Origin of the sequence: Mesorhizobium sp. L2C066B000 (assembly GCF_000502335.1) — a bacterium.
Lineage (GTDB): Bacteria > Pseudomonadota > Alphaproteobacteria > Rhizobiales > Rhizobiaceae > Mesorhizobium.
Window position 1 is genome coordinate 1 of record NZ_AYWZ01000033.1, and the last position, 18,435, is coordinate 18,435.

Consider the following 18,435-nt stretch of genomic DNA (forward strand, 5'->3'; position numbering starts at 1 on the left):
TGCCAATGCAAGCTCGACGACTGGGGACATGGCGGCGAAAGCCAGCCGCTCCGCGCAAGATCTGTTGGAGGATCAACCCTTGGCCGTAGCGGCCGTCGGTCTCGCCATCGGCGCCGCTATAGGTGCAATGCTGCCCCATACCACAACGGAGGACGAGCAACTAGGCGCCTATGGCGACAAGCTTCGCGATTCCGCCGAAACTTTGCTCGACAGGGGCCTCGATGAGGCCAAGCAGGTCGCCGCCGACGCCTATGAGACCATCAAGCAGGAAGCTGGCCGGCAAGATATGGCAGCAGACACGATAGCCGATCAGCTCGGCGAGATCGTGAAGTCCACAGCAGACAAGACCGAGCATGCCGTGCGCGAACGTATTTCCGATACGCCTCAGCGTCAAACCTAGCCTGATGGTCCTGGATCAGCGATAGACGGTTCCAGAAGGCGTGCATAATAGTCGCGCTGATCGCTGCGCGTGGAGCTCGATCATGCCTTCAAAGCACGTGGAAGATGGGCGGACGGGGACTTAATTCCTGACCACCTTGCAACCTGTCAGATTTTCCGACTGGCCAGCAATCTTGTCAGCCAGTCAGGATCCATTTCGGGAACAGAGGACAAAAGCCGTTCGGTGTAAGCGGCATGCGGAGGTGTGAGAACCACGCTCTTCAATCCCTGCTCGACGACTTTGCCGCCGTGCATGACGACAATCTCGTCTGCTATCGCGCGCACCGTGGCAATGTCATGGGTAATGAAGATGTAGCTCATCCCGAGTTCACGCTGTAGGCGCATCAGAAGCTTGAGGATCTCCTCCTGCACAATTTGGTCGAGCGCGGATGTGATCTCGTCGCAGATGATAAGCTCCGGTTCGGCAGCCAATGCCCGCGCAATGCAGACGCGTTGTTTTTGGCCACCTGATAGCTCGCCAGGTAGACGTTCCAGAAAATCCTCGCTCATCTCGACCATGTGCATAAGTTCGCTTATCCGGCGATCTCTCTGCGCGCCTTTGAGGCCGAGGTAGAATTCGAGTGGCCGCTCTAAGACTTCTTCGACCGTTTGGCGCGGATTAAGGGCGTTGTCGGGCATTTGATAAATCATCTGGACGCGACGCAGGACCTCCTTGGGCCGCGCCTTCAGGCTCTTGGAAAGGAGCTGGCCTGCGAAAGAAATCGAACCCGAACTTGGCGGCAAGAGTCCGGTAACGACTCGAGCGAGCGTCGATTTCCCAGAACCGGATTCGCCGACCACAGCGACTGTTCTTCCGCGCGGAACCTTGATGGAGACATCCTGGAGCACCTTGACCCCTCCGGCATAAGCCGCGGTGACGTTGTCTATCGTCAAGAGATAGTCATCGGCTGGAACTTCGGGCTTGGCGAGCTTGCGGACTGCCCAGAGCGTCCTCGTATATTCCTGGCTGGGGGAGGCCAGCATCTGGCGTGTGTCAGCCACCTCCACGGTAACTCCGTGTCGCAGAACCATGATGCGATCCGCCATTTGCGCCACCACCGCCAGGTCATGCGTTACGTAGATTGCAGCAGTACTGAATTCCTCAACGATGTTGCGAATGGAGGCAAGGACTTCAACCTGCGTGGTCACATCGAGCGCCGTTGTTGGCTCGTCGAATATTATGAGGTCCGGTCGACAAGCCATTGCCATCGCTGTCATGGCCCGTTGCAACTGCCCGCCTGAGACCTGATGAGGATAGCGAAAGCCTATGCTCTCGGGTTCTGGGAGCTGAAGACGCCGATAAAGATCCACGGCGCTCCGGTTCGCCTCTTCCCGGCTGACGATTCCATGCGCCACCGCGGTTTCGATGGTTTGTTCCAAAAGTCGATGTGCCGGATTGAAGGAGGCCGCCGCGCTTTGCGCGACATAGGCAATGCGGGAGCCCCGGAGACGACGGCGCCCCTTTTCATTGACTGCCAGGAGATCAATCCCGTCGAACAGGACCGAGCCCTGTGTGATCCGGCAGCCCGGTTTGGCATAGCCCATTGCGGCAAGGCCAATGGTGGACTTGCCGGCGCCTGACTCGCCGATTAGGCCAAGAACCTCCCCCCGCTTCAGCGTAAGATCGATCCCGCGGACGATGGGATGCCACTGTTCGTCCGAGGATCCCTCCACATGCAAATTGCGGATTTGCAGTAGATCCTTTCCTTTTTCGCGTGAGCCTGGATCGCTACTTTTCATCCCGCAACCCGCTTGTTGCGTGCAGGTACCAGTCCACAACGAAATTTACGGATACGGTAAGAAGAGCTATCGCGCCGGCCGGAAGCAGCGGCGTGACATCGCCGTAAGTGATCAGGGTTGCGTTCTCGCGCACCATTGATCCCCAATCGGCCGTCGGCGGCTGAATACCGACTCCGAGGAACGACAGCGCCGCGACTGTCAGGAACACGAAGCAGAATCGCAAGCCGAACTCGGCGACCAGTGGAGGCATGACATTGGGAAGGATTTCATTGGCGATGATCCATCTCGGTCCCTCGCCGCGCAATCGCGCCACCTCGACATATTCCATCACGGCCACGTTAAGCCCAACGGCGCGAGAAAGCCGAAAGACACGGGTGGAATCGAGAAGCGCAATGATAACAATCAGGCTGGTGATCGACGAGCCGAAGATCGACAGAAGCACCAGCGCGAAGATCAGACTCGGGATCGACATCAGCACGTCCACCGCACGCGACAAGATCTGGTCGAGCCACCCCCTATACAATGCGGCAAGGAGGCCGAGCGACACGCCTACCGCGAAGGAGAGCAATGTAGTCGCGACCGCGATAGCGATGGTGTTGCGCGCACCGTAGATCAAGCGGGTGAGCATGTCGCGGCCGAGCTGGTCGGTTCCCAATTTGAATTCCTGATTCCACGGCGCGAAGGCTTCGCTGAAGACCTGCGTCTCGCCATATGGGGCTATCCAGTGCGCGAAGACCGCAACAAGGACGTAGCCAACGATCACCACGATGCCGAACCATGCACTAAGCGGTGCCTTCTTCAGCGCTGTTGTCGCCCGGCTGGCACGCGAGCGCCTCAGCCTCTGAACCGCCGCGATAGATTGGGATCTGGTCATCGTGGGTGCAAGAGCCTGGGGTTGGTGGCGATGGAAATAATGTCGGCCAGCAGGTTGAGAAGGATGTAGGTCGCGGCGAAAATCAGGGCACAGGCCTGGACAACCGGAACATCCCTGGATTTTACCGCATCAACCATCAGTTGGCCGATCCCGGGATAGACGAAAACGACCTCGACCACGACCACTCCGACGATGAGATATGCCATATTGAACGCCACGACAGTGACGATGGGAGCCCAGGCATTGGGCAGGGCATGCCTCAGCACGATCACCATCGGGGACATTCCCTTGAGGCGCGCCATATCGATGTAGGGGCTTGCGAGCATGTTGATGATGGCCGCTCGGGTCATGCGCATCATGTGGGCCACGATCACGAGTGTAAGGGTGATTGCCGGCAGCGCCACTTTCCAGAGGTGCTCCCAAAATGGGGTCTGATCGTTCACATTCGACAATGTCGGAAATTTGGGAACCGCATTGAGTGCCCAGGTCAGTGAGATACTGAGCCAATGGGGCAGGGATTGAGCGAAATCGGATGCAATGAACGTGTCGCGCGAGATCACCAGGTAGGCGAGCATATAGGCGACGAAAAACTCCGGGAACGAAATAGTTGTCAGTGTCACGGCATTCACCAGCCGGTCGAACCAGCCGTTGCGGTACAGCGCGGCGAGAATGCCAAGCCCAAGCGCCAGCGGAACCGCTATCAGCGCGGTCACCGCTGCAAGAAACATCGTATTGTAGAGGCGTGGCGCGATGATCTCGGCCACGGTACGCCGATATCCGGTGCGGCTCGCGAACGAAGAGCCGAAGTCGCCGTGAAGCATTTGCGCGACCCAGACGAAATAGCGCTCGACAGGCGGACGATCGATGCCGATTTCCCGCTGAAAGGCGGCGACCGTTTCGGGCGTCGCCGACTGCCCGAGCGTGGCCTTGGCGAAGTCGCCCGGAAGCATCGCGATGGCAGAGAAGATGATGATGGACACGATGAACAAAGTGACCAGGCCGAGGCCAAGGCGCTGCAGAACCGTTCTTGCGACGGGGTTCATGTGAGTGCCGTCTCCCTTTGGGCGGCAGTCCTGCACTCGGAGCAAGCCGACCGGAGCCTCACAACCATCGTGGCCCCGGCCGCCTTTTCATGCCGTGGCGATCCACCAGCGTTCGGCCATTTTCAGTCCATCGTTCTCCCAGTTGGGCGCCACTTCGCCATGTGCGAGCTCTTTGGATTGGGCGCTGACGAAATTGTTGAAGACCAACACGATGCTGCCGCCATCGTCGTGAGTTAGTTGCTGCATCTCGGCGTACATCGCCGCTCGCTTGGCCTCGTCCGTCTCGGCCCGCGCCTTAACAAGCAATTCGTTGAAATGGGGATTTTTCCAGAACGACTCATTCCAGCTGGAGTCGGCGGCGAAGGCTTGCGTGAACATCCAGTCGGCAGTGGCCCGACCGCTCCAATAGGAAGCGCACCAGGGTTTCTTGAGCCAGACATTGTCCCAATAAGCGTCCTCGGCCTCGCGCACGACATTGACGTCGATGCCGCACTGGGCTGCCGTCTCGCGAATAAGCGAAGCCGCATCCACCGCGCCTGCAAAAGCGGCATCGGCGACCGAGAGATCCACCTTCAGGTTCTCCATTCCGGCCTTTTTCAGATAGTGTTTGGCTTTTTCAGGATCAAAACTGTGTTGCGGCTGCGGATTCGTAGCGAATTTGATCGCTGGCGCGATCGGGTTGTCGTTGGCGACAGTAGCGTGGCCGAGAAAGATCTTGTCGACAATCTCCTGACGGTTGATCGCCGATTTCAAAGCCATTCGGACGTCTGGATTGTCGAACGGCGCCACCGTGACATTCATCGGCAAGGTATAATGGCCATAGCCGGTGACCTCGACGATCTCCACCTTGGGATTGCGTTTCAACATGCCGAGGGTCTTGAGGTCGGCGCGGCCGATATAGTCCACCTCCCCTGTCGATAGCGCGGCCATCCGAGCGGCGAGATCGGTGATTGCGATGAACTCCACCTCGTCGAGATAGGGTTTGCCGTTTTTGAAGTAGTTCGGATTGCGCTTGAGTTTTGCCGAAACTCCGGGCTGGAAATTCTCAAGCACGAAAGCACCGGTGCGAACGCCCGACCCCCAATCCGCTTTGCCGTCCTTGGCCGGCATGATGACAAGATGGTAGTCACTCATAATGTAGGGGAAGTCGGCGTTGCCGCTCGTGAGCGTGAAGACCACCGTTTCCGGGCCATCCGCCTTGATGCTTGCGACGGGCTCCAGCAGCGGCTTCGCCGCCGATTTAGTTTCCTCGCCCATATGATAGCGCAGCGAAGCCACGACGTCGTCCGCGGTCACATTCTTGCCGTTGTGGAAAGTTGCGCCCTTGCGAAGCTTGAAGGTCCAGGTTTTGGCCCCATCCGACGATTCAAAGCTCTCGGCCAGGTCCGGTTGGACGTTGCCTTTCGCGTCGACCTCGGTGAGGCTGTTGGACATCGAGCCCGAGAACGCGGTTTGTGTGAACGTATCGGGGTAGCCGGCCGGATCGATTGAATCCGTCGTCGCGCCGTGAGCCATGCCGAGCTTGGCGAAGCCGCCGTGCATCGGTTCGGCACGCGCCGTGGCGACGAAGAGCGTGTCGGCGGCGGCGACGGTCAGCCCCGCAGCCAGCCCAAGATGAATGAAGTCGCGGCGGGAGACTTTGCCGCCACCGATCAGGCTTTGCGCGATACCAAGCTTGTATTCAGATTCTGACATTTGACTCTCCCATTGCGGAGTTCTCCGCGTTATTTTCTTCAAGCACCTGCGAACAAATCTGCTAGTTGGTTTCGGCCATCTTCCTTCGAATTTTTCCATCCCAATCGGCTTTTGGGCCAATCAGGCCGTCACATAGATGCTGCCGGCTTCGACGGTGACTGGAAATGTGCGAGCGCGAATGGACGGATCGACCAAGGCTTCACCTGACTTGATGTCGAATTCCCAGCCATGCCAGGCGCATCGAACGATCTCGTTTTCGCGATGATAGATGAATTGCGCTTGTTCAACGGGCGCGGTTGTCCCGCATTGCGGTCCCTCGCAAAGTGGAGCGCCGCGGTGCGGACAGACATTCAGCAGCGCGTGGAATGAATCTCCGATGCGGAAAATCCCGACCGAAAGGCTGCGGATCTTGGCGATAAACGGAGATCCTGTTTCGATCTCGTGGACGCGGCAGATATATGTCTTCTCGGGCATCGTATGCTTCCTCAGGCAGCATTCGCGGCTTGCGCACGGGGGATGCGTTTGTAGACTTCCAACGCATTCAGTCCCATGATCTTGCTCTTCCAGGCAGGAGGGATTTGCAGCGTGTTGGCATCGTCGTAATCCCAGTGCGGATAGTCCGACGCAAACATCAGCGTGTTTTCCCCGTCCATCGCTTCGAGCGTGGACCAGAGATGTTGGATGTTTGCAGGTTGCTCCAGCGGCTGCGTGGAAAAGCGGATGTTGCGCCGGCAATATTCCGATGGCAGCATCTTCAGCCATGGCGTCTCTTTACGCAGCGCTTTGTAGTCGGCATCCAGGCGCCACAGGACCGACGGAACCCAGGCGACACCGCACTCGATGATCACGAAGTAGAGGTCCGGCCACTTCTCGAAGACGCCATGGGCGATCATGCTTGCCACGTGCGACATCGCGGACATGTGCAAAATGGCATGCGTTTCCCAGAAGAATGTCGTGGGCGCAGGCGCAATGGCAGTTGAATTCACGCCGCCATGCCCGCCCAGATGTATGGCGAACGGCAACCCTACTTCAGCGCAAGCTTCGTAGATCGGATGGTAGAACGGGTCTCCATACGGCTTGACGGACCCTTGGGAAGCGAGAACCTGGACCATACGCGGATGACTGCCCAGACGGCGTATCTCGGCGGCAGCGAGCTTCGGATCCTGTGGTGCGATGATGATCGAACCCATGAAACGATCGTCTTTCGGCAGCCATTGGTTGATCTGATAGTCATTGTAGGCGCTGACCAGGGCGCTGGCATAGTAAGGATTGGCGAGGGTCGACGCCTCGATCGGCTCATCGCCGGTGAGGATCGCCACGTCGACTTTGTACTTGTCGAGGTGCTTCTCTTTCATGATGAGATAATTGTCGGCTTCCGTCTTCGGACGGACGTCCTTGCGGGAGAAGTCCTGCGGATGAAACCAGGGGCGATGGCCATGCGGAAATGCGCCGACTGGACCTGTTTTCTCGCCCTCGGTGAACATGTCTTTCCACAAGCCGGAAAGGTATGGCGTCAACACGGTGGCGCTTGACCAGTAATTGTGACAGTCGCAATCAACTATGAACACTTTGTTCCGCTCCGTGGCCCGTCCCGGCGGTGCGCCGGCCGATGATCTGGTGCAGCTTCCCCCTTGAGTATTGTTTGATCAAGCTTATGGTAGGCAGGAACATGATCGAATTTTTCGATCGGGATTTCCATGCAGCTTGATCACATCGAAACCTTTCTCGACATCATCGAATCGAGAAATTTCAATCGCACCGCAGATCGGTTGGGCTTAACCCAATCGACAATCAGCACCCGCATCAAGAACCTGGAGAGCGCAATCGGATCTGAACTGTTCCAACGCGGACGCGCCGGGGCAGAGCCGACTGCCGCAGGGCGCCGGTTCGAAGCCTACGCAAGATCTCTGGTATCCACTTGGTCGCAGGCTCGCCACGATGTCCGGGCCTTCAACCGTTTCGAAGGCACCTTGCGCGTTGCCGCCCAAGTGGGCATGACCCGCTCAGTCCTGCCCGGGTGGGTCGAAACCCTGTGCCAAGCACTTCCGAAGTCCTCAATCCATGTCGAGTCGGATTATTCGAACCAGATGGTCAGCGACCTCAGCATGGGAAACCTGGATATCGCGGTGCTTTATGCCCCCCGCTACTTGCCTGAGATCGCATACGAGCACCTGATGGTCGAGGAATATGTAATGGTTTCGACTGCCGCCAGAAACCTGTCGGACGTCGATCCCGACACCTACATCCGACCAGGCTACACCGTCGTGCTGGAGAAAACGCACGCAGAGATGCTGGCCCAATTGGCGATCTGCCGACTTTCGACCGGATCGGAAGCTCTGGCGGAGATCATGCTCCGGCGAACGGGCGGCACTTGCTACATGCGCAGCGATGATGCGCGCAGGTTTACCGGTGAGCTTCCATCGTTCCTGGTCGAAGGAGCGCCGACCTTGCACCAGCCAGTCCATACGGCGATACTGGCACGCCGCAAACACGAACCGATCATTCGCAAAGGCATCCGTGCTCTCCATATCGCTGTTATGTCGCTGGAGGTTTAATCGATATTCCCGATCATAACGCTGGAATAATATTGCTGTTCAGCGGGGTAAGAACTGGCATGTTCGCTCGACCTAACGCCGAGCCGCACGATGAATGCATACGCCTCCATCCAAGCCTCAGATGTCGTGCCCACCATGCGTCAGCGGCGATGGGCACAAAAGACGCGAGATATAGTGCTCTGCCGTCGCGTGATAGACGAGACGCACGATGTGAAAACATTTGTTCTCACATCTGCCGCTGGTCGGATGTTCTGCTTCAGCGCGGGCCAGTATGTTCTCGTGCACCTCAGGATCAACGGCGCCACAATAACGCGCGCCTACTCGGTATCGTCACCGCCGACGCGACCGCTTGATCTTCAGATCACCGTGAAGCGAACGCAGGGCGGGCTCACTTCCAACTGGATCCATGACCATTTGACGCCGGGCAGCGAGATCGAGATCGAAGGGCCGCTCGGTTCGTTCAATCTGGATAAATTGCCGTCGGAGAAACCTGTTTTCCTTTCGGGCGGGAGCGGCGTGACTCCGACCATGTCAATGCTGCGTGCGCTTACAGACCGCGCAGACGACAGGGAGATCCGCTTCATTCACAGCGCGAAAACCCCAGGCGACATCATCTTCCGAGCGGAACTGGAAGCACTTGCCGCTCGCTTTCCCAATGTTCAAGTGACTTTGGTTTGCGGCCAGGGAGGTCCCACTTGGACGGGTTCAACCGGCCGAATTGATGGTCGGATGCTGCTGAGCCTGGTTCCCGATCTTCACAAGCGCACCGTTTTTGCCTGTGGGCCCGAAGGGTACATGAAGACGGCACGCGCCTGCCTTGATGCAATAGGCTTCCCGCCGGCGCAGTATCACGAGGAGAGTTTCGGAGGCAGCAATGGTTCTCGGTCGGAATTGGGCTTGGCGATTTCGTCTTCGGTCCGTTTTGTCCGCTCGGGTGTGGAGCATCGCTGCGCGCCCGGAGAGACCCTGCTGGACGCGGCGCGGAACTGTGGCATCTACATCCCAACCGCCTGCCAGCAGGGCGTTTGCGGAACGTGCCGAATAGCCAAACTATCTGGCGAGGTTGCCATGGACGATTTAGGCGGACTGAAGGCTGAAGAGAAATCGGCTGGCTATGTCCTGGCATGTTGCAGCCGCCCGCGAGGGACGGTTTTGCTCGACGCTTAACTCGGCCTTGTTGACTGCTGAAGATTCCGTCGGCGCACGCATCGGCGTCAGGGTCTAACCCCAATGAGATGGCGCCGGCGCCGTCGAACTGGGCATTAGAGGGAGCGCCTGAACGTCGCTTCTCACGCCTCGACGCTCGGAGCTGCCAGTCCGTTATCGGCCCCAAATGAGACGTTGGAAGCATTGAGGGCAGGGGACAGTTCGTGGCGCAAACGAGATAGCAGCTCCGAGTAGTCATCGCTGTTCGCGAAACGGTCGATTTCTGGACATCGCAATGTCGTGTGTCGACTAACGCGCTATCTCGGCTCGAGGACCAATTCAGGTACGCGCCTGACATTAGCTATTGAGCATAGATCCGTGCGTCCCGGAAAGCGGACGCGGCACGATCCGGGTTAGGCGAGTAAGATTCGCTCGATGACGGCGGCGCGCGCGGAACCGTCGCAACCAAGGATGAAGCTGTTGCTGGAGCCGAGCGGGCATTGACGCGGCCATTGCCGGAGCAGATCGGCGCTAGGACGGCCAAGCAGCCTTTGTCGCGGGGGACACTTTGCGGCGGGCGGGCCGCTGGGCCCGACCGGTGAGACTCAGCGCCGTCCGGCAAACAATATGCGCACGCCTGCCAATGCCAACGAATCATACAAACGGAGGAAGGAAGCGATCTAACCAGCGATCGCCATTTCCGATGCCAGCGCCTAAGCCTTTTATGAGACGTAAGCGCAGCTTGCCGGCCGCAGCATGGTCCCAATTTGGGACGAATAGTTTGGCACCCATATTGCACCCACATCTTTCGCCGGCTGATCCCCGGTCCTGATCGCGTACTCTGATCAGGTGTAAGGCTCGCCGGGCTCGAGGTAGTTGGGGTCTTCGCCCGGCGAGTTGTCTACCAATGCGCAGTCACAGCCACACGGTGACGCCATACTCCGAAATGCCGCAACCATTCCGCGGTTGTGCATCGCCCGACCAAGGTCCGATCGGTATGGGACTTCAGTCGCGCAAAAGGCGATACGGTCTGCGACTCCGAATTTTTTGTTAGATTTCATACGCTTACAAAGAGCTTTGCAGTCGTCAGTCGCTCATTGCAACAAGCATTTATCTAAAGTTCCTTCAGTCGGATTAGGAAACTCTTATAAGCCGCTCTATAACGAATCGGCGAGGTGGCTATTCGTCTGAGGAGGTATCATGACATCCCGAAAAACACTGTTGGCAGCGCTTGCCGCGCTTGCGCTAGTGACCGCTCCTGCTTTCGCTGGCGCGGGTGGAAACGGCGGTGGCCACGGCAATGGCGGTGGTCACGGCAATGGCGGTGGTCACGGCAATGGCGGTGGTCAGGGCAATGGTGGCGGGAAGTCCGGCAACAGCGCTTCGCACGGCAAGTCGGCATCGGCTCACGCCGGAAAGAAGGCCTCGACCGACGACCAGGTCGCCGTCGACGACATTGAGGTCGCCGCGACGCCCAAGGACAAGAACATCCACGCCAAGCTTGGCCGGCTGAACTCGCTGCAGCGCAACATCAACGCCTACATGAACTCCAAGAGCAAGAAATTCGCCGGCATTCAGGCTTATGTGACAGCGTCGGCGGCCGCCAAGGGTGCCCAAGCCGCGGTAGATGCCGCCCAAGCCGAAGTCGACGCGTTGAACGCCAAGTTGAACGACCCGAATACTCCGGCCGACCAAGTCCCGACCCAGGAGCAGATCGATGCAGCGCAGGCGGCGCTCGATGCGGCCAATATAGCGGCGGCCGATGCTGCTGCCGCCGTCCCGTCGCTGGATGACGCGCTCGCCGATATGGCCAACAAGCCGGTCGACGCCGAGGTCACCGAATGGGCCAACGGCGTGCTCGCCGAGAAGATCGACGAGATGGCTGCCAAACAGGCTCCTGCGACACCGTAAGGCGGTCACAGGTGAAGCGACCCTAGTCGAACGTGCAGCCGCCGGGTCACCCCCCCCCGGCGGCAGGGCGACACGAGCTTGCCACCTTATTCTCCTCTTTGAGGGCGACCCCCAAACAAGCGGAGTTGCTACCGACGCGTAGGAACAAAAGTGCCGAAATACCGTGTTGAGGAGATGGCAGGCGATGCCGTGACGGCCACCCACACCGTCAACGCGAAAACTCCGATCAGGGCGGCGCGCGAGCGACGTAACGCGACGTCATTCTACGCCCGGCCACATCTTCGTACAGTTCAGCCTGTAGGGCGTCCATACCCGGCTGGCCGAGGGCTCACGCTGGTTTCTTGAAACGCACCATGCCGTCGACCTCGATGCGCAAGTTCGACTATTGACGCGGACCAGGGTTCTCTCGGTCTGGTTTTGAGCCAGCGGGGAAGCAATACGATTTCCTGGACGTGCCGCTTGAGGCGTTTGTCGCGTTCAAATCTGCCTTCGCCAAGGCCGCTTTCAACAATCACATCGCAACCAACTATGCATTCCGGCTCGCCCAAGAAAAGGCTGCAGGCTCGTTGGACGATTAAGGGAGGTTCTTTCAGAAAAACGGCCCGCGCTGATCGAAGGGCGCGGGCCGGTCCGTTGCCGCCGGTCGGCAGCGGGAGGCATCCTTCCGGCCGGTGCAAACCGGCCCCTCCCGCCACAATTAGCAACCTTCGGCAGTCGTTTTCATCTGTCCAGGGGCTGCGGACTTGGCACTGGTGTCATCCTGTTGACCAGGAGCGGCCTGCTTAGCACTGCCACTCTGCTGGCCCGGCGCACAGTCCTTCGCTGAGTTCGAATTGGTCGACTTCGTTGTGGTCGAATCCGTGTTGTTATCTGTCGTCGGCATCGTTGTGGTAGTGGAGGAGCCACTCGACGTCGTCCCTGTTGTCCCTGTCGTCCCCGCGAACGCAAGCCCGCTGGAAAGAGCCATCATGGCAGTGGCAAGAAGAAGCCGTTTCATTCTTCATCTCCTAATGGCAAGTAATGTCCCTTCCATTCGATAACGGGGGATGCGAAGGATCGGTTCCAACGCGACCTTGTCTTGACCGGCAGCTTTGGGGCGGCCGTTAGCGGACTGGCAGCCCTCACGCGGCGGATCTTCGGTAGCTGACATTCCGGCTAGCGCGAACATCGCCTCCCCATGGGCAGAAATTAGTCTCCTGGGGCCCGCCCACGTTTCTCTCAAGCCACCGATTTCATGGCCGACAGGTTATCACGATGTGTCTGAAGGTGGAGAAGCTGATCGTCGCCCCTTGGTTGTGCAGCCCTTCAGCCGTGGGCCAACCTCCGAACACCCTTGAAAAAGAACTTGAAGTCGTCCCGCACCGGAGCGAACGTCTTCGCATGATCGGGATAACACGGCGGTCGCGAGACACCTGACGAGTTGAAGGAATGGGAGCGACGCTCCCTGGAAGGCGACTTCTCGCAAATGCCGCGTCCCTTCCGTTGGCGTCAGTCAGCGCGCTTTGCGCATTTCATGAATGGCTATAAGGAGGCGGGCGGTTTGATCAATTCGCTCGTCTGCACCGCAGAATTGCCAGAGATGTCCTGGACGGCCGTTCGCCGTGGTACGGAAGCGCGCGGGACTTTATGGCTCTGGCTTTTCTTCGAGCATCGTGCCGCTCGCCACACCGGATCAGATGGTGATGAGGCGTCCTTGACGACCTGTGCGAAGACAACGCGAGGATGGAGGGCATAAATACAGCGCCCGCCTTCCGCGACGCCTTCATGTCCAAACGCTGCCTGATCCCTGCCGATGGATTCTATGAATGGACGATATCGCCAGCCGACGGCAAGAAAGACCCTGGCATATCTACCAGGTAGGCCCCGCGCTTTCTCGTTCGCCGGGCTTTGGGCTTACAATTCCAATCTCGACATAACCAGCTGCACAATCATCACAGAGCCTGCCGCAGACCCGATGTTGCAGTTGCATGATCGGCAGCCTCTCAAATGTCGAAAGAGATGGAGCAGCATGTAATTCGAGAGTTTCAAGCGCCATTTCTGGACAAGGAGGAAAGGCGCTCGGAGAGCTTGCTCTTGAGGAACGCCTCCTGGGGAGATAAACAAAAGCGCGCCATCGTGAGGCAGCGGGGCTGGAGCCCGGCAAACTTGCAAAGGTTCAAGGGGATACCGTTCCCGCGTCTTTTGCTCGCTCGCCGGCGCAGCGGCAAATTGATCATAGACGGTACTAAGTGGTCTTGCTGCTCCGGCATCTCGCCGTGAGGAAGAAATGACGCTGAGGATGCCCAACTGTCGTCGGGTCCGCTGGCCGCGCTTATGGCTCACGCCGCAGGCGTTGCAATCCCTTCTAAAGCGATGATCCTGGTGTTAGCGGAACGTTTGCGGATCTCGATCAGCCGGGCGTATTCCGGCGAATTATACCAGCCCATCAATGACGCCATGTCGGGGAATTCGACAATGACCAGTCGGTGTGGATCCCAATCACCTTCCAAAACCTTGGTGGCGCCACCGCGGCCCAGGTACCGCCCACCGTACCGCTCTTCGGTAGCGGGAACGTCCCGCCGATATTCCTCGAACAAGGCAGCGTCTTTTACGTCTACATCCGCTATCAGATAGGCAGCCATCTGTGTTTCCTCCTTAGACCCCGCTCGCCCTCCTCGGCTTCGGCGTCGTCGGTCCGCACCCTAACGACGATCTCCGTGGCGACGCCAGCGCGCTTTTCGATGATTGTTGGCGCTGCCACGGCTTTCCTTCTTTCGCATGGTTCGCAAAGATTAGCATGATCGCATGCTCTCGTGTCTGGCGGTCTCCCTCAAAGCGTCATCGAGCGCCCTTCAGATGAGACACCGCCGTCTCGACAGGTAGGCTCGGCAGGGTTCGGTATTTCTTCGGTTCTTTTCAACCAAAGCTTGCCGAAAAGCGCGAATGTAGGAAATATGCAACCTGAAAGATGATAAAAATCAGCAAGGTCCATGGAAGGGACTTCCAGAACGAATCGGTTGCTAGGTAAATCCAGGTCGCTACCACGGTCGACGTGGCAAACATCCCAATCAGCAATCGCGGAAAAACATCATGTTCAATGCCGCCCCATAGCTGGACCGACCGGTCTCACGTCTACTCCCCAGAAGAACGTAAGGTTTCACTAAATTAGTAATTGCGCAAGCACCAATGGCCAGAACCAAACCTTCCGAACAGCTTTCCCGGGCTGAAATCGAGCGCTTCCTGGCGGCAGCCGAAGCGCTGCACAAGAGCATCGTCGGGCCGCTGTGCGTACCACAGCGAGCATGCCAAGCTCTGTGAGGTCCATCGACCCCTTTTGAAGGCGATCGAGAACATCACCGGCCACAAGGCGCAGTTCATCCAAAGGAACGGGACAGGGCCGTCTCAGCCGCGCGGGAGCCGTCTGGCTAGCCGCCGGTCAAGTCCCATAAGCTCGGATGCGAAGCTTCGCTTCTCTTCCCGCAGGGTATTGCGATGCATTTTAAGCGCTTGAGTTTGCCGACGGTCTTCTCGAAGCGTACACTTTAATACCTGGGGTGGCGAAGCCCGCCAGCCGAATGGTTGCCCTCCACTCGCAGCCAACCGGCTCCGTGGCTCGGTGAATGGCTAGCACTGTCGCAGCAGTCCTCCGAACGCAGCCCGCCATGGCGGTGGCCGGCTTAGCAGTCTGATGCCCCCTCGCGGGCGAGATTGTCCACGTCGAGCGGATTGCTGACCAGTTTCAGCGCGCCGTCCGGGTTGCGCGGCCATTCCGCTTCCGGGCGATCCCAATAGAGTTCTACCCCGCTGCCGTCGGGATCGCGCACATAGATCGCCTCCGAGCCGCCATGGTCATTCGCGCCGGTGAGCGTCACCCCTGCTGCTCGCAGGCGGCGCAGCGCAGCCGCCAACGCCGCCCGTGTCAAGTTCGTGCCCGCACGGGTCAGGGAGTTCATCGATTTCGCCGCTTCTTCCGTTAAGCGTCTGGGACTTCATCCCTAGCCGCGTGGGCGCAACGACACCGGTATTGGTTTGAGGGTTCCGCCAAGGAATCCGGTGTGATTCATGGACTGCCGACTGATTCTGGAGGTCGGCAATGTCTACGAGATTACCGAGATGGGTTGGTCGGCGGCGCTGCAGGTGTTCCGCGGATCGCTGCCACGGCGCGGAGCAAAGGTCGGCACGAGCTGCTATTCTTGGAGGCTCTGCACTATTTCTCAGTCCACAACATTACCTGGCGAGCGCTGGCGGAGCGTTTCGGCAAATGGAAAGACACCGCACCAAAACCGGTAGTCATCCGCTCGGCCGTCGAAAATGTGCCTCCAAAGCGCAGTGCGCCACGGCAGTCGGCGCGTCAAGGCCATAAAATTCGATCGCAGCTTCCGCTAGATAGCGCCTGCACCGCTAATTGGCCGCACTGTGACTTTTATGGTACAGCCGGCCCAAGCAATTCGTGTATCTTTTGCAAAGTGACGACACGCTTCAGGGACACACTATGCGACTATTTTCAGGGATTTTGCTGGTAGCGGGTATGACCGTGACCGGGGCCAATGCCGCAGACATTGTTGAGCCGATAGCTGCTATGGATATTCCATATTCATGGACAGGCTTCTATGTCGGCGCGAACGCCGGCGGAGCCTTTGGAGACATCGATGGCGATTTCATCGGTATCTCCGGATCAGCTGACATCAGCAATTTCACAGGCGGTGTTTTGGTCGGCGCCAACTATCAATACGGTCAGTGGGTGCTTGGTATAGAGGGCGATATCAACTATCTCGGGTTCAAGGATGAGTTCTCGCCTGGCGCTGGCGGCCTTATCGCCCAAGCGCGGCTGGATGCGTTCGGAACGATTCGCGGCCGTGTCGGCTACGCCTTCGATCGTTGGCTGCCCTACGTCACGGCCGGTGTGGCGATGGGCAATGTGAAGATTGACGAATTTGTCTTTGGGGCCACCGAGACCAAATTCCAGACAGGTTATGCGGTCGGCGGCGGCGCGGAATATGCCTTCAACAACAATTGGAGCTTCCGGGCGGAATATCTCTACATCGACCTTGGCAAGAAGGATTTCGGCTTCGACTTTATCGGTGGCGAACCTTATAACGTGAAGACGAACTTCAGCGTCGTTCGCGCAGCCATCGCTTATAAGTTCTAAGTTGCTGGCGCTGTCTGTGCCGATTATCAGGACCAGACGCTTCGCAATCTGACCTCCAAGCGCATTCAGGTCGATGAAATCTGGTTGTTCTCACCTACGCCAAGCAGAAGAACGTCAAGATGGCCAAAGCCGCCCCGGAAGGCGCTGGAGACACTTGGACGTGGATGGCCATTGATGCCGTCACCGATAGAATGTCGCGGTTCGGTTAAGAGGTCGATCATCAGGCGTGGCGCATCGTGTTGTTGGGTCTACGTTTTGCTCTCCTGACCCGACGCCATAGCTCGAGCCCGTTGCCAATTCCGACAGCGGGCTTTTTTTTACGGCTTCATCTGGCTCAGCTAAAGCGCGTCGCATTTGAACGGATTCAGGCGACGCGCTTTAGGTCTTTGTCTTTATGCATGTCGTTCTCTCAATACTCGAACCACTTTTGAGCGACATGCATTAAATAAAATTGTATGGAACCGCAGCGACAACCACACATTTCTACCTTAAGCGGTCGATTCTTCGGATGTAGCCGTGACTACGAAAACCCGCTGCTGCGCGCACGGCGGGTTTTCTTGGCGTCAACGCGCTACCTACCCAGCCCGCAGGCCCGTCCCGGGCTTTTAACGTCTTCATCTGGCACAGAAACGGCGGAGAAACGTTCGAATGTATTCGCTTTTTCCCGCTCTTATATTAGGTAATGAAAACAGACAACACACTGCATTGACATTGCAGGGGTCACAGGTTCAACCTGTCACGCCCACCATGCTTTCAATAACTTAGGTAACGTGTTTGCCGCGTGGCACAGAAACGGCACAGAAACTCAATTGCCTGAGATAGCGACGCCTCGGTGTCTCCGCCTGTTAGCGCCTGTCCGCTATCTCAAGATTGAGGCCGCTGAAAAAGGCCGCTGCGACGTCACCATCTCATTAATAGCAGGTGGCGCTCTATGGATTGGCTACAATGTCCTCGACCCAATGGAGTGCGCCCCTGCGGGTAGACAGAGATCAGGCCGCTGATTTGCCAGTGTGCCGGATGTGTTGATCCTCGAACTGCTTTGGGCTGAGATATCCCAGCGCCGAATGGAGCCTGCGTTTGTTGTAGACCTCGTCGATGAAGTGGGGAAGGTGTGCTGCGGCTTCCTCGAAGGTTTGGAGCACCATCGGGTAGATCGCCTCGACCTTCAGCGTTTTCATGAAGCTCTCTGCATTGGCATTGTCATAAGGATTGCCCCTGGGCTCATCGAGCCCGCCAGACCATGGCTGGCGAGAAGCTGCCGGTAGGCCTCGGCGGCATACTGGGTGCCTCGATCGGAGTGATGAACGCAGCCTGGCGGCGGCATTCTGCGCTCGACTGCGGCGCTTAAGGCAGCCATCGTCAGGCGGGCCTCGATCGATCGGCCAATGGCGTAGCCGACGATCATGCGCGACCATGCGTCGAGAACGACGGCGACATAAACGAAGCGGGCGGGCAGCGCGACATAGGTGATGTCGGCCACCCCGACAGCACTCAAATCCTTCAAATCCAATATGTCCACCCGCAGGGGCGCACTCTACAAAGCCGTCACTTTTTGGCGTGGACGGTATACTGACCAATGGGGTCACCTGGTGCACACCTTGACCGTCACGCGGTCGGATCTGGAATATTTCTCGATGGGAATTCGATTTCGCTCCGACAGTTCGTCTGCCATCTTCTGGGATATCTGTCGTTCCTGGGCTTGGTCGCGTTGGTTGTGTGCGTCAAGTTCTGCAAAATGGGGCAGCCATGATGCTGGTCATGCGGCTTGGCGCAGAGCGAGCTTCTTGTGCTCGCGCAGATCATCCATGTTGATATAGCGGTTGGCCTCCATCCAGTTTTCATTGGTCTCGACGGCCAACGCCCTGACCAGGCGCAGGCAGCTTTCGGTATTGGGGAAGATGCGCA

18 protein-coding genes and 2 pseudogenes are annotated in these 18,435 nt (G+C 58.2%); 8 read left to right on the forward strand and 12 right to left on the reverse strand.

Annotated elements, in window-relative coordinates:
- Positions 1-400, forward strand: a pseudogene (locus tag X733_RS136985) (hypothetical protein); the annotation flags it as partial.
- A 146-nt stretch (positions 401-546) separates the two neighbouring features.
- Here the strand turns inward: X733_RS136985 and X733_RS136980 are convergent.
- The 6 genes from X733_RS136980 to X733_RS136955 form a co-directional block, all read right to left on the reverse strand.
- A complete protein-coding gene (locus X733_RS136980; protein ID WP_023686074.1) occupies positions 547-2,178 on the reverse strand; it encodes an ABC transporter ATP-binding protein in 1,632 nt (543 codons plus the stop codon).
- Complete coding sequence (locus X733_RS136975) at positions 2,168-3,052, reverse strand: ABC transporter permease (protein ID WP_023673827.1); 885 nt, start codon at positions 3,050-3,052, stop codon at positions 2,168-2,170. Before X733_RS136975 ends, X733_RS136980 begins: the two co-directional genes overlap by 11 nt.
- Positions 3,049-4,095 carry an ABC transporter permease gene (locus X733_RS136970; RefSeq protein WP_023673826.1) on the reverse strand — a complete coding sequence of 349 codons (1,047 nt, stop codon included), beginning with the start codon at positions 4,093-4,095 and terminating at the stop codon, positions 3,049-3,051. Before X733_RS136970 ends, X733_RS136975 begins: the two co-directional genes overlap by 4 nt.
- Before the next feature lie 87 nt (positions 4,096-4,182).
- Positions 4,183-5,832, reverse strand: a complete 1,650-nt coding sequence (locus X733_RS136965; RefSeq protein ID WP_245274556.1) for an ABC transporter substrate-binding protein — start codon at positions 5,830-5,832, stop codon at positions 4,183-4,185.
- A 78-nt stretch (positions 5,833-5,910) separates the two neighbouring features.
- A complete protein-coding gene (locus X733_RS136960) occupies positions 5,911-6,264 on the reverse strand; it encodes a Rieske (2Fe-2S) protein (RefSeq protein ID WP_023690448.1) in 354 nt (117 codons plus the stop codon).
- Positions 6,265-6,275: 11 nt separating this feature from the next.
- Positions 6,276-7,358 carry an amidohydrolase family protein gene (locus X733_RS136955; RefSeq protein WP_031194312.1) on the reverse strand — a complete coding sequence of 361 codons (1,083 nt, stop codon included), beginning with the start codon at positions 7,356-7,358 and terminating at the stop codon, positions 6,276-6,278.
- A gap of 129 nt (positions 7,359-7,487) precedes the next feature.
- On the opposite strand from X733_RS136955, the gene X733_RS136950 reads away from it, so the two are divergent.
- From X733_RS136950 to X733_RS1000000171565, 5 genes are all read left to right on the forward strand, one after another.
- Positions 7,488-8,345 (forward strand): LysR family transcriptional regulator, encoded by an 858-nt coding sequence (locus tag X733_RS136950; protein ID WP_023820375.1) that lies wholly within the window; start codon positions 7,488-7,490, stop codon positions 8,343-8,345.
- A 210-nt stretch (positions 8,346-8,555) separates the two neighbouring features.
- Complete coding sequence (locus X733_RS136945) at positions 8,556-9,512, forward strand: hybrid-cluster NAD(P)-dependent oxidoreductase (RefSeq protein WP_196813800.1); 957 nt, start codon at positions 8,556-8,558, stop codon at positions 9,510-9,512.
- 1,179 nt (positions 9,513-10,691) lie between these two features.
- Positions 10,692-11,402 (forward strand): hypothetical protein, encoded by a 711-nt coding sequence (locus X733_RS136940; protein WP_023820377.1) that lies wholly within the window; start codon positions 10,692-10,694, stop codon positions 11,400-11,402.
- A gap of 1,722 nt (positions 11,403-13,124) precedes the next feature.
- A complete protein-coding gene (locus tag X733_RS1000000171370; RefSeq protein WP_155924298.1) occupies positions 13,125-13,262 on the forward strand; it encodes an SOS response-associated peptidase family protein in 138 nt (45 codons plus the stop codon).
- Entirely contained in the window at positions 13,204-13,416 is a 213-nt protein-coding gene (locus X733_RS1000000171565; protein ID WP_348625882.1) for an SOS response-associated peptidase family protein, read from the forward strand. The genes X733_RS1000000171370 and X733_RS1000000171565 overlap by 59 nt, the downstream gene beginning before the upstream one ends.
- A gap of 304 nt (positions 13,417-13,720) precedes the next feature.
- Here X733_RS1000000171565 and X733_RS136930 read toward each other — a convergent pair whose 3' ends face one another.
- From X733_RS136930 to X733_RS136920, 3 genes are all read right to left on the reverse strand, one after another.
- Complete coding sequence (locus X733_RS136930; RefSeq protein ID WP_023670645.1) at positions 13,721-14,023, reverse strand: DUF1330 domain-containing protein; 303 nt, start codon at positions 14,021-14,023, stop codon at positions 13,721-13,723.
- Between the two features lie 188 nt (positions 14,024-14,211).
- Complete coding sequence (locus X733_RS1000000171180; RefSeq protein WP_245274557.1) at positions 14,212-14,373, reverse strand: hypothetical protein; 162 nt, start codon at positions 14,371-14,373, stop codon at positions 14,212-14,214.
- 685 nt (positions 14,374-15,058) lie between these two features.
- Complete coding sequence (locus X733_RS136920) at positions 15,059-15,334, reverse strand: VOC family protein (RefSeq protein ID WP_023820381.1); 276 nt, start codon at positions 15,332-15,334, stop codon at positions 15,059-15,061.
- A 539-nt stretch (positions 15,335-15,873) separates the two neighbouring features.
- On the opposite strand from X733_RS136920, the gene X733_RS136915 reads away from it, so the two are divergent.
- Both X733_RS136915 and X733_RS1000000171190 read left to right on the forward strand, forming a co-directional pair.
- Positions 15,874-16,530: an outer membrane protein gene (locus tag X733_RS136915; RefSeq protein WP_031194315.1), complete on the forward strand. Its 657-nt coding sequence runs from the start codon at positions 15,874-15,876 to the stop codon at positions 16,528-16,530.
- 3 nt (positions 16,531-16,533) lie between these two features.
- A pseudogene (locus X733_RS1000000171190) lies at positions 16,534-16,709 on the forward strand (IS1 family transposase); the annotation flags it as partial.
- An 810-nt stretch (positions 16,710-17,519) separates the two neighbouring features.
- Here the strand turns inward: X733_RS1000000171190 and X733_RS1000000167420 are convergent.
- From X733_RS1000000167420 to X733_RS1000000169985, 3 genes are all read right to left on the reverse strand, one after another.
- Positions 17,520-17,708, reverse strand: coding sequence for an IS3 family transposase (locus X733_RS1000000167420; protein WP_050588735.1), 189 nt, complete (start codon positions 17,706-17,708; stop codon positions 17,520-17,522).
- Positions 17,705-18,034, reverse strand: coding sequence for a DDE-type integrase/transposase/recombinase (locus X733_RS1000000167425; RefSeq protein WP_196813802.1), 330 nt, complete (start codon positions 18,032-18,034; stop codon positions 17,705-17,707). The genes X733_RS1000000167420 and X733_RS1000000167425 overlap by 4 nt, the downstream gene beginning before the upstream one ends.
- Before the next feature lie 252 nt (positions 18,035-18,286).
- On the reverse strand, positions 18,287-18,435 hold a 149-nt coding region (locus X733_RS1000000169985), incomplete at its 5' end, for a transposase (RefSeq protein ID WP_196813803.1).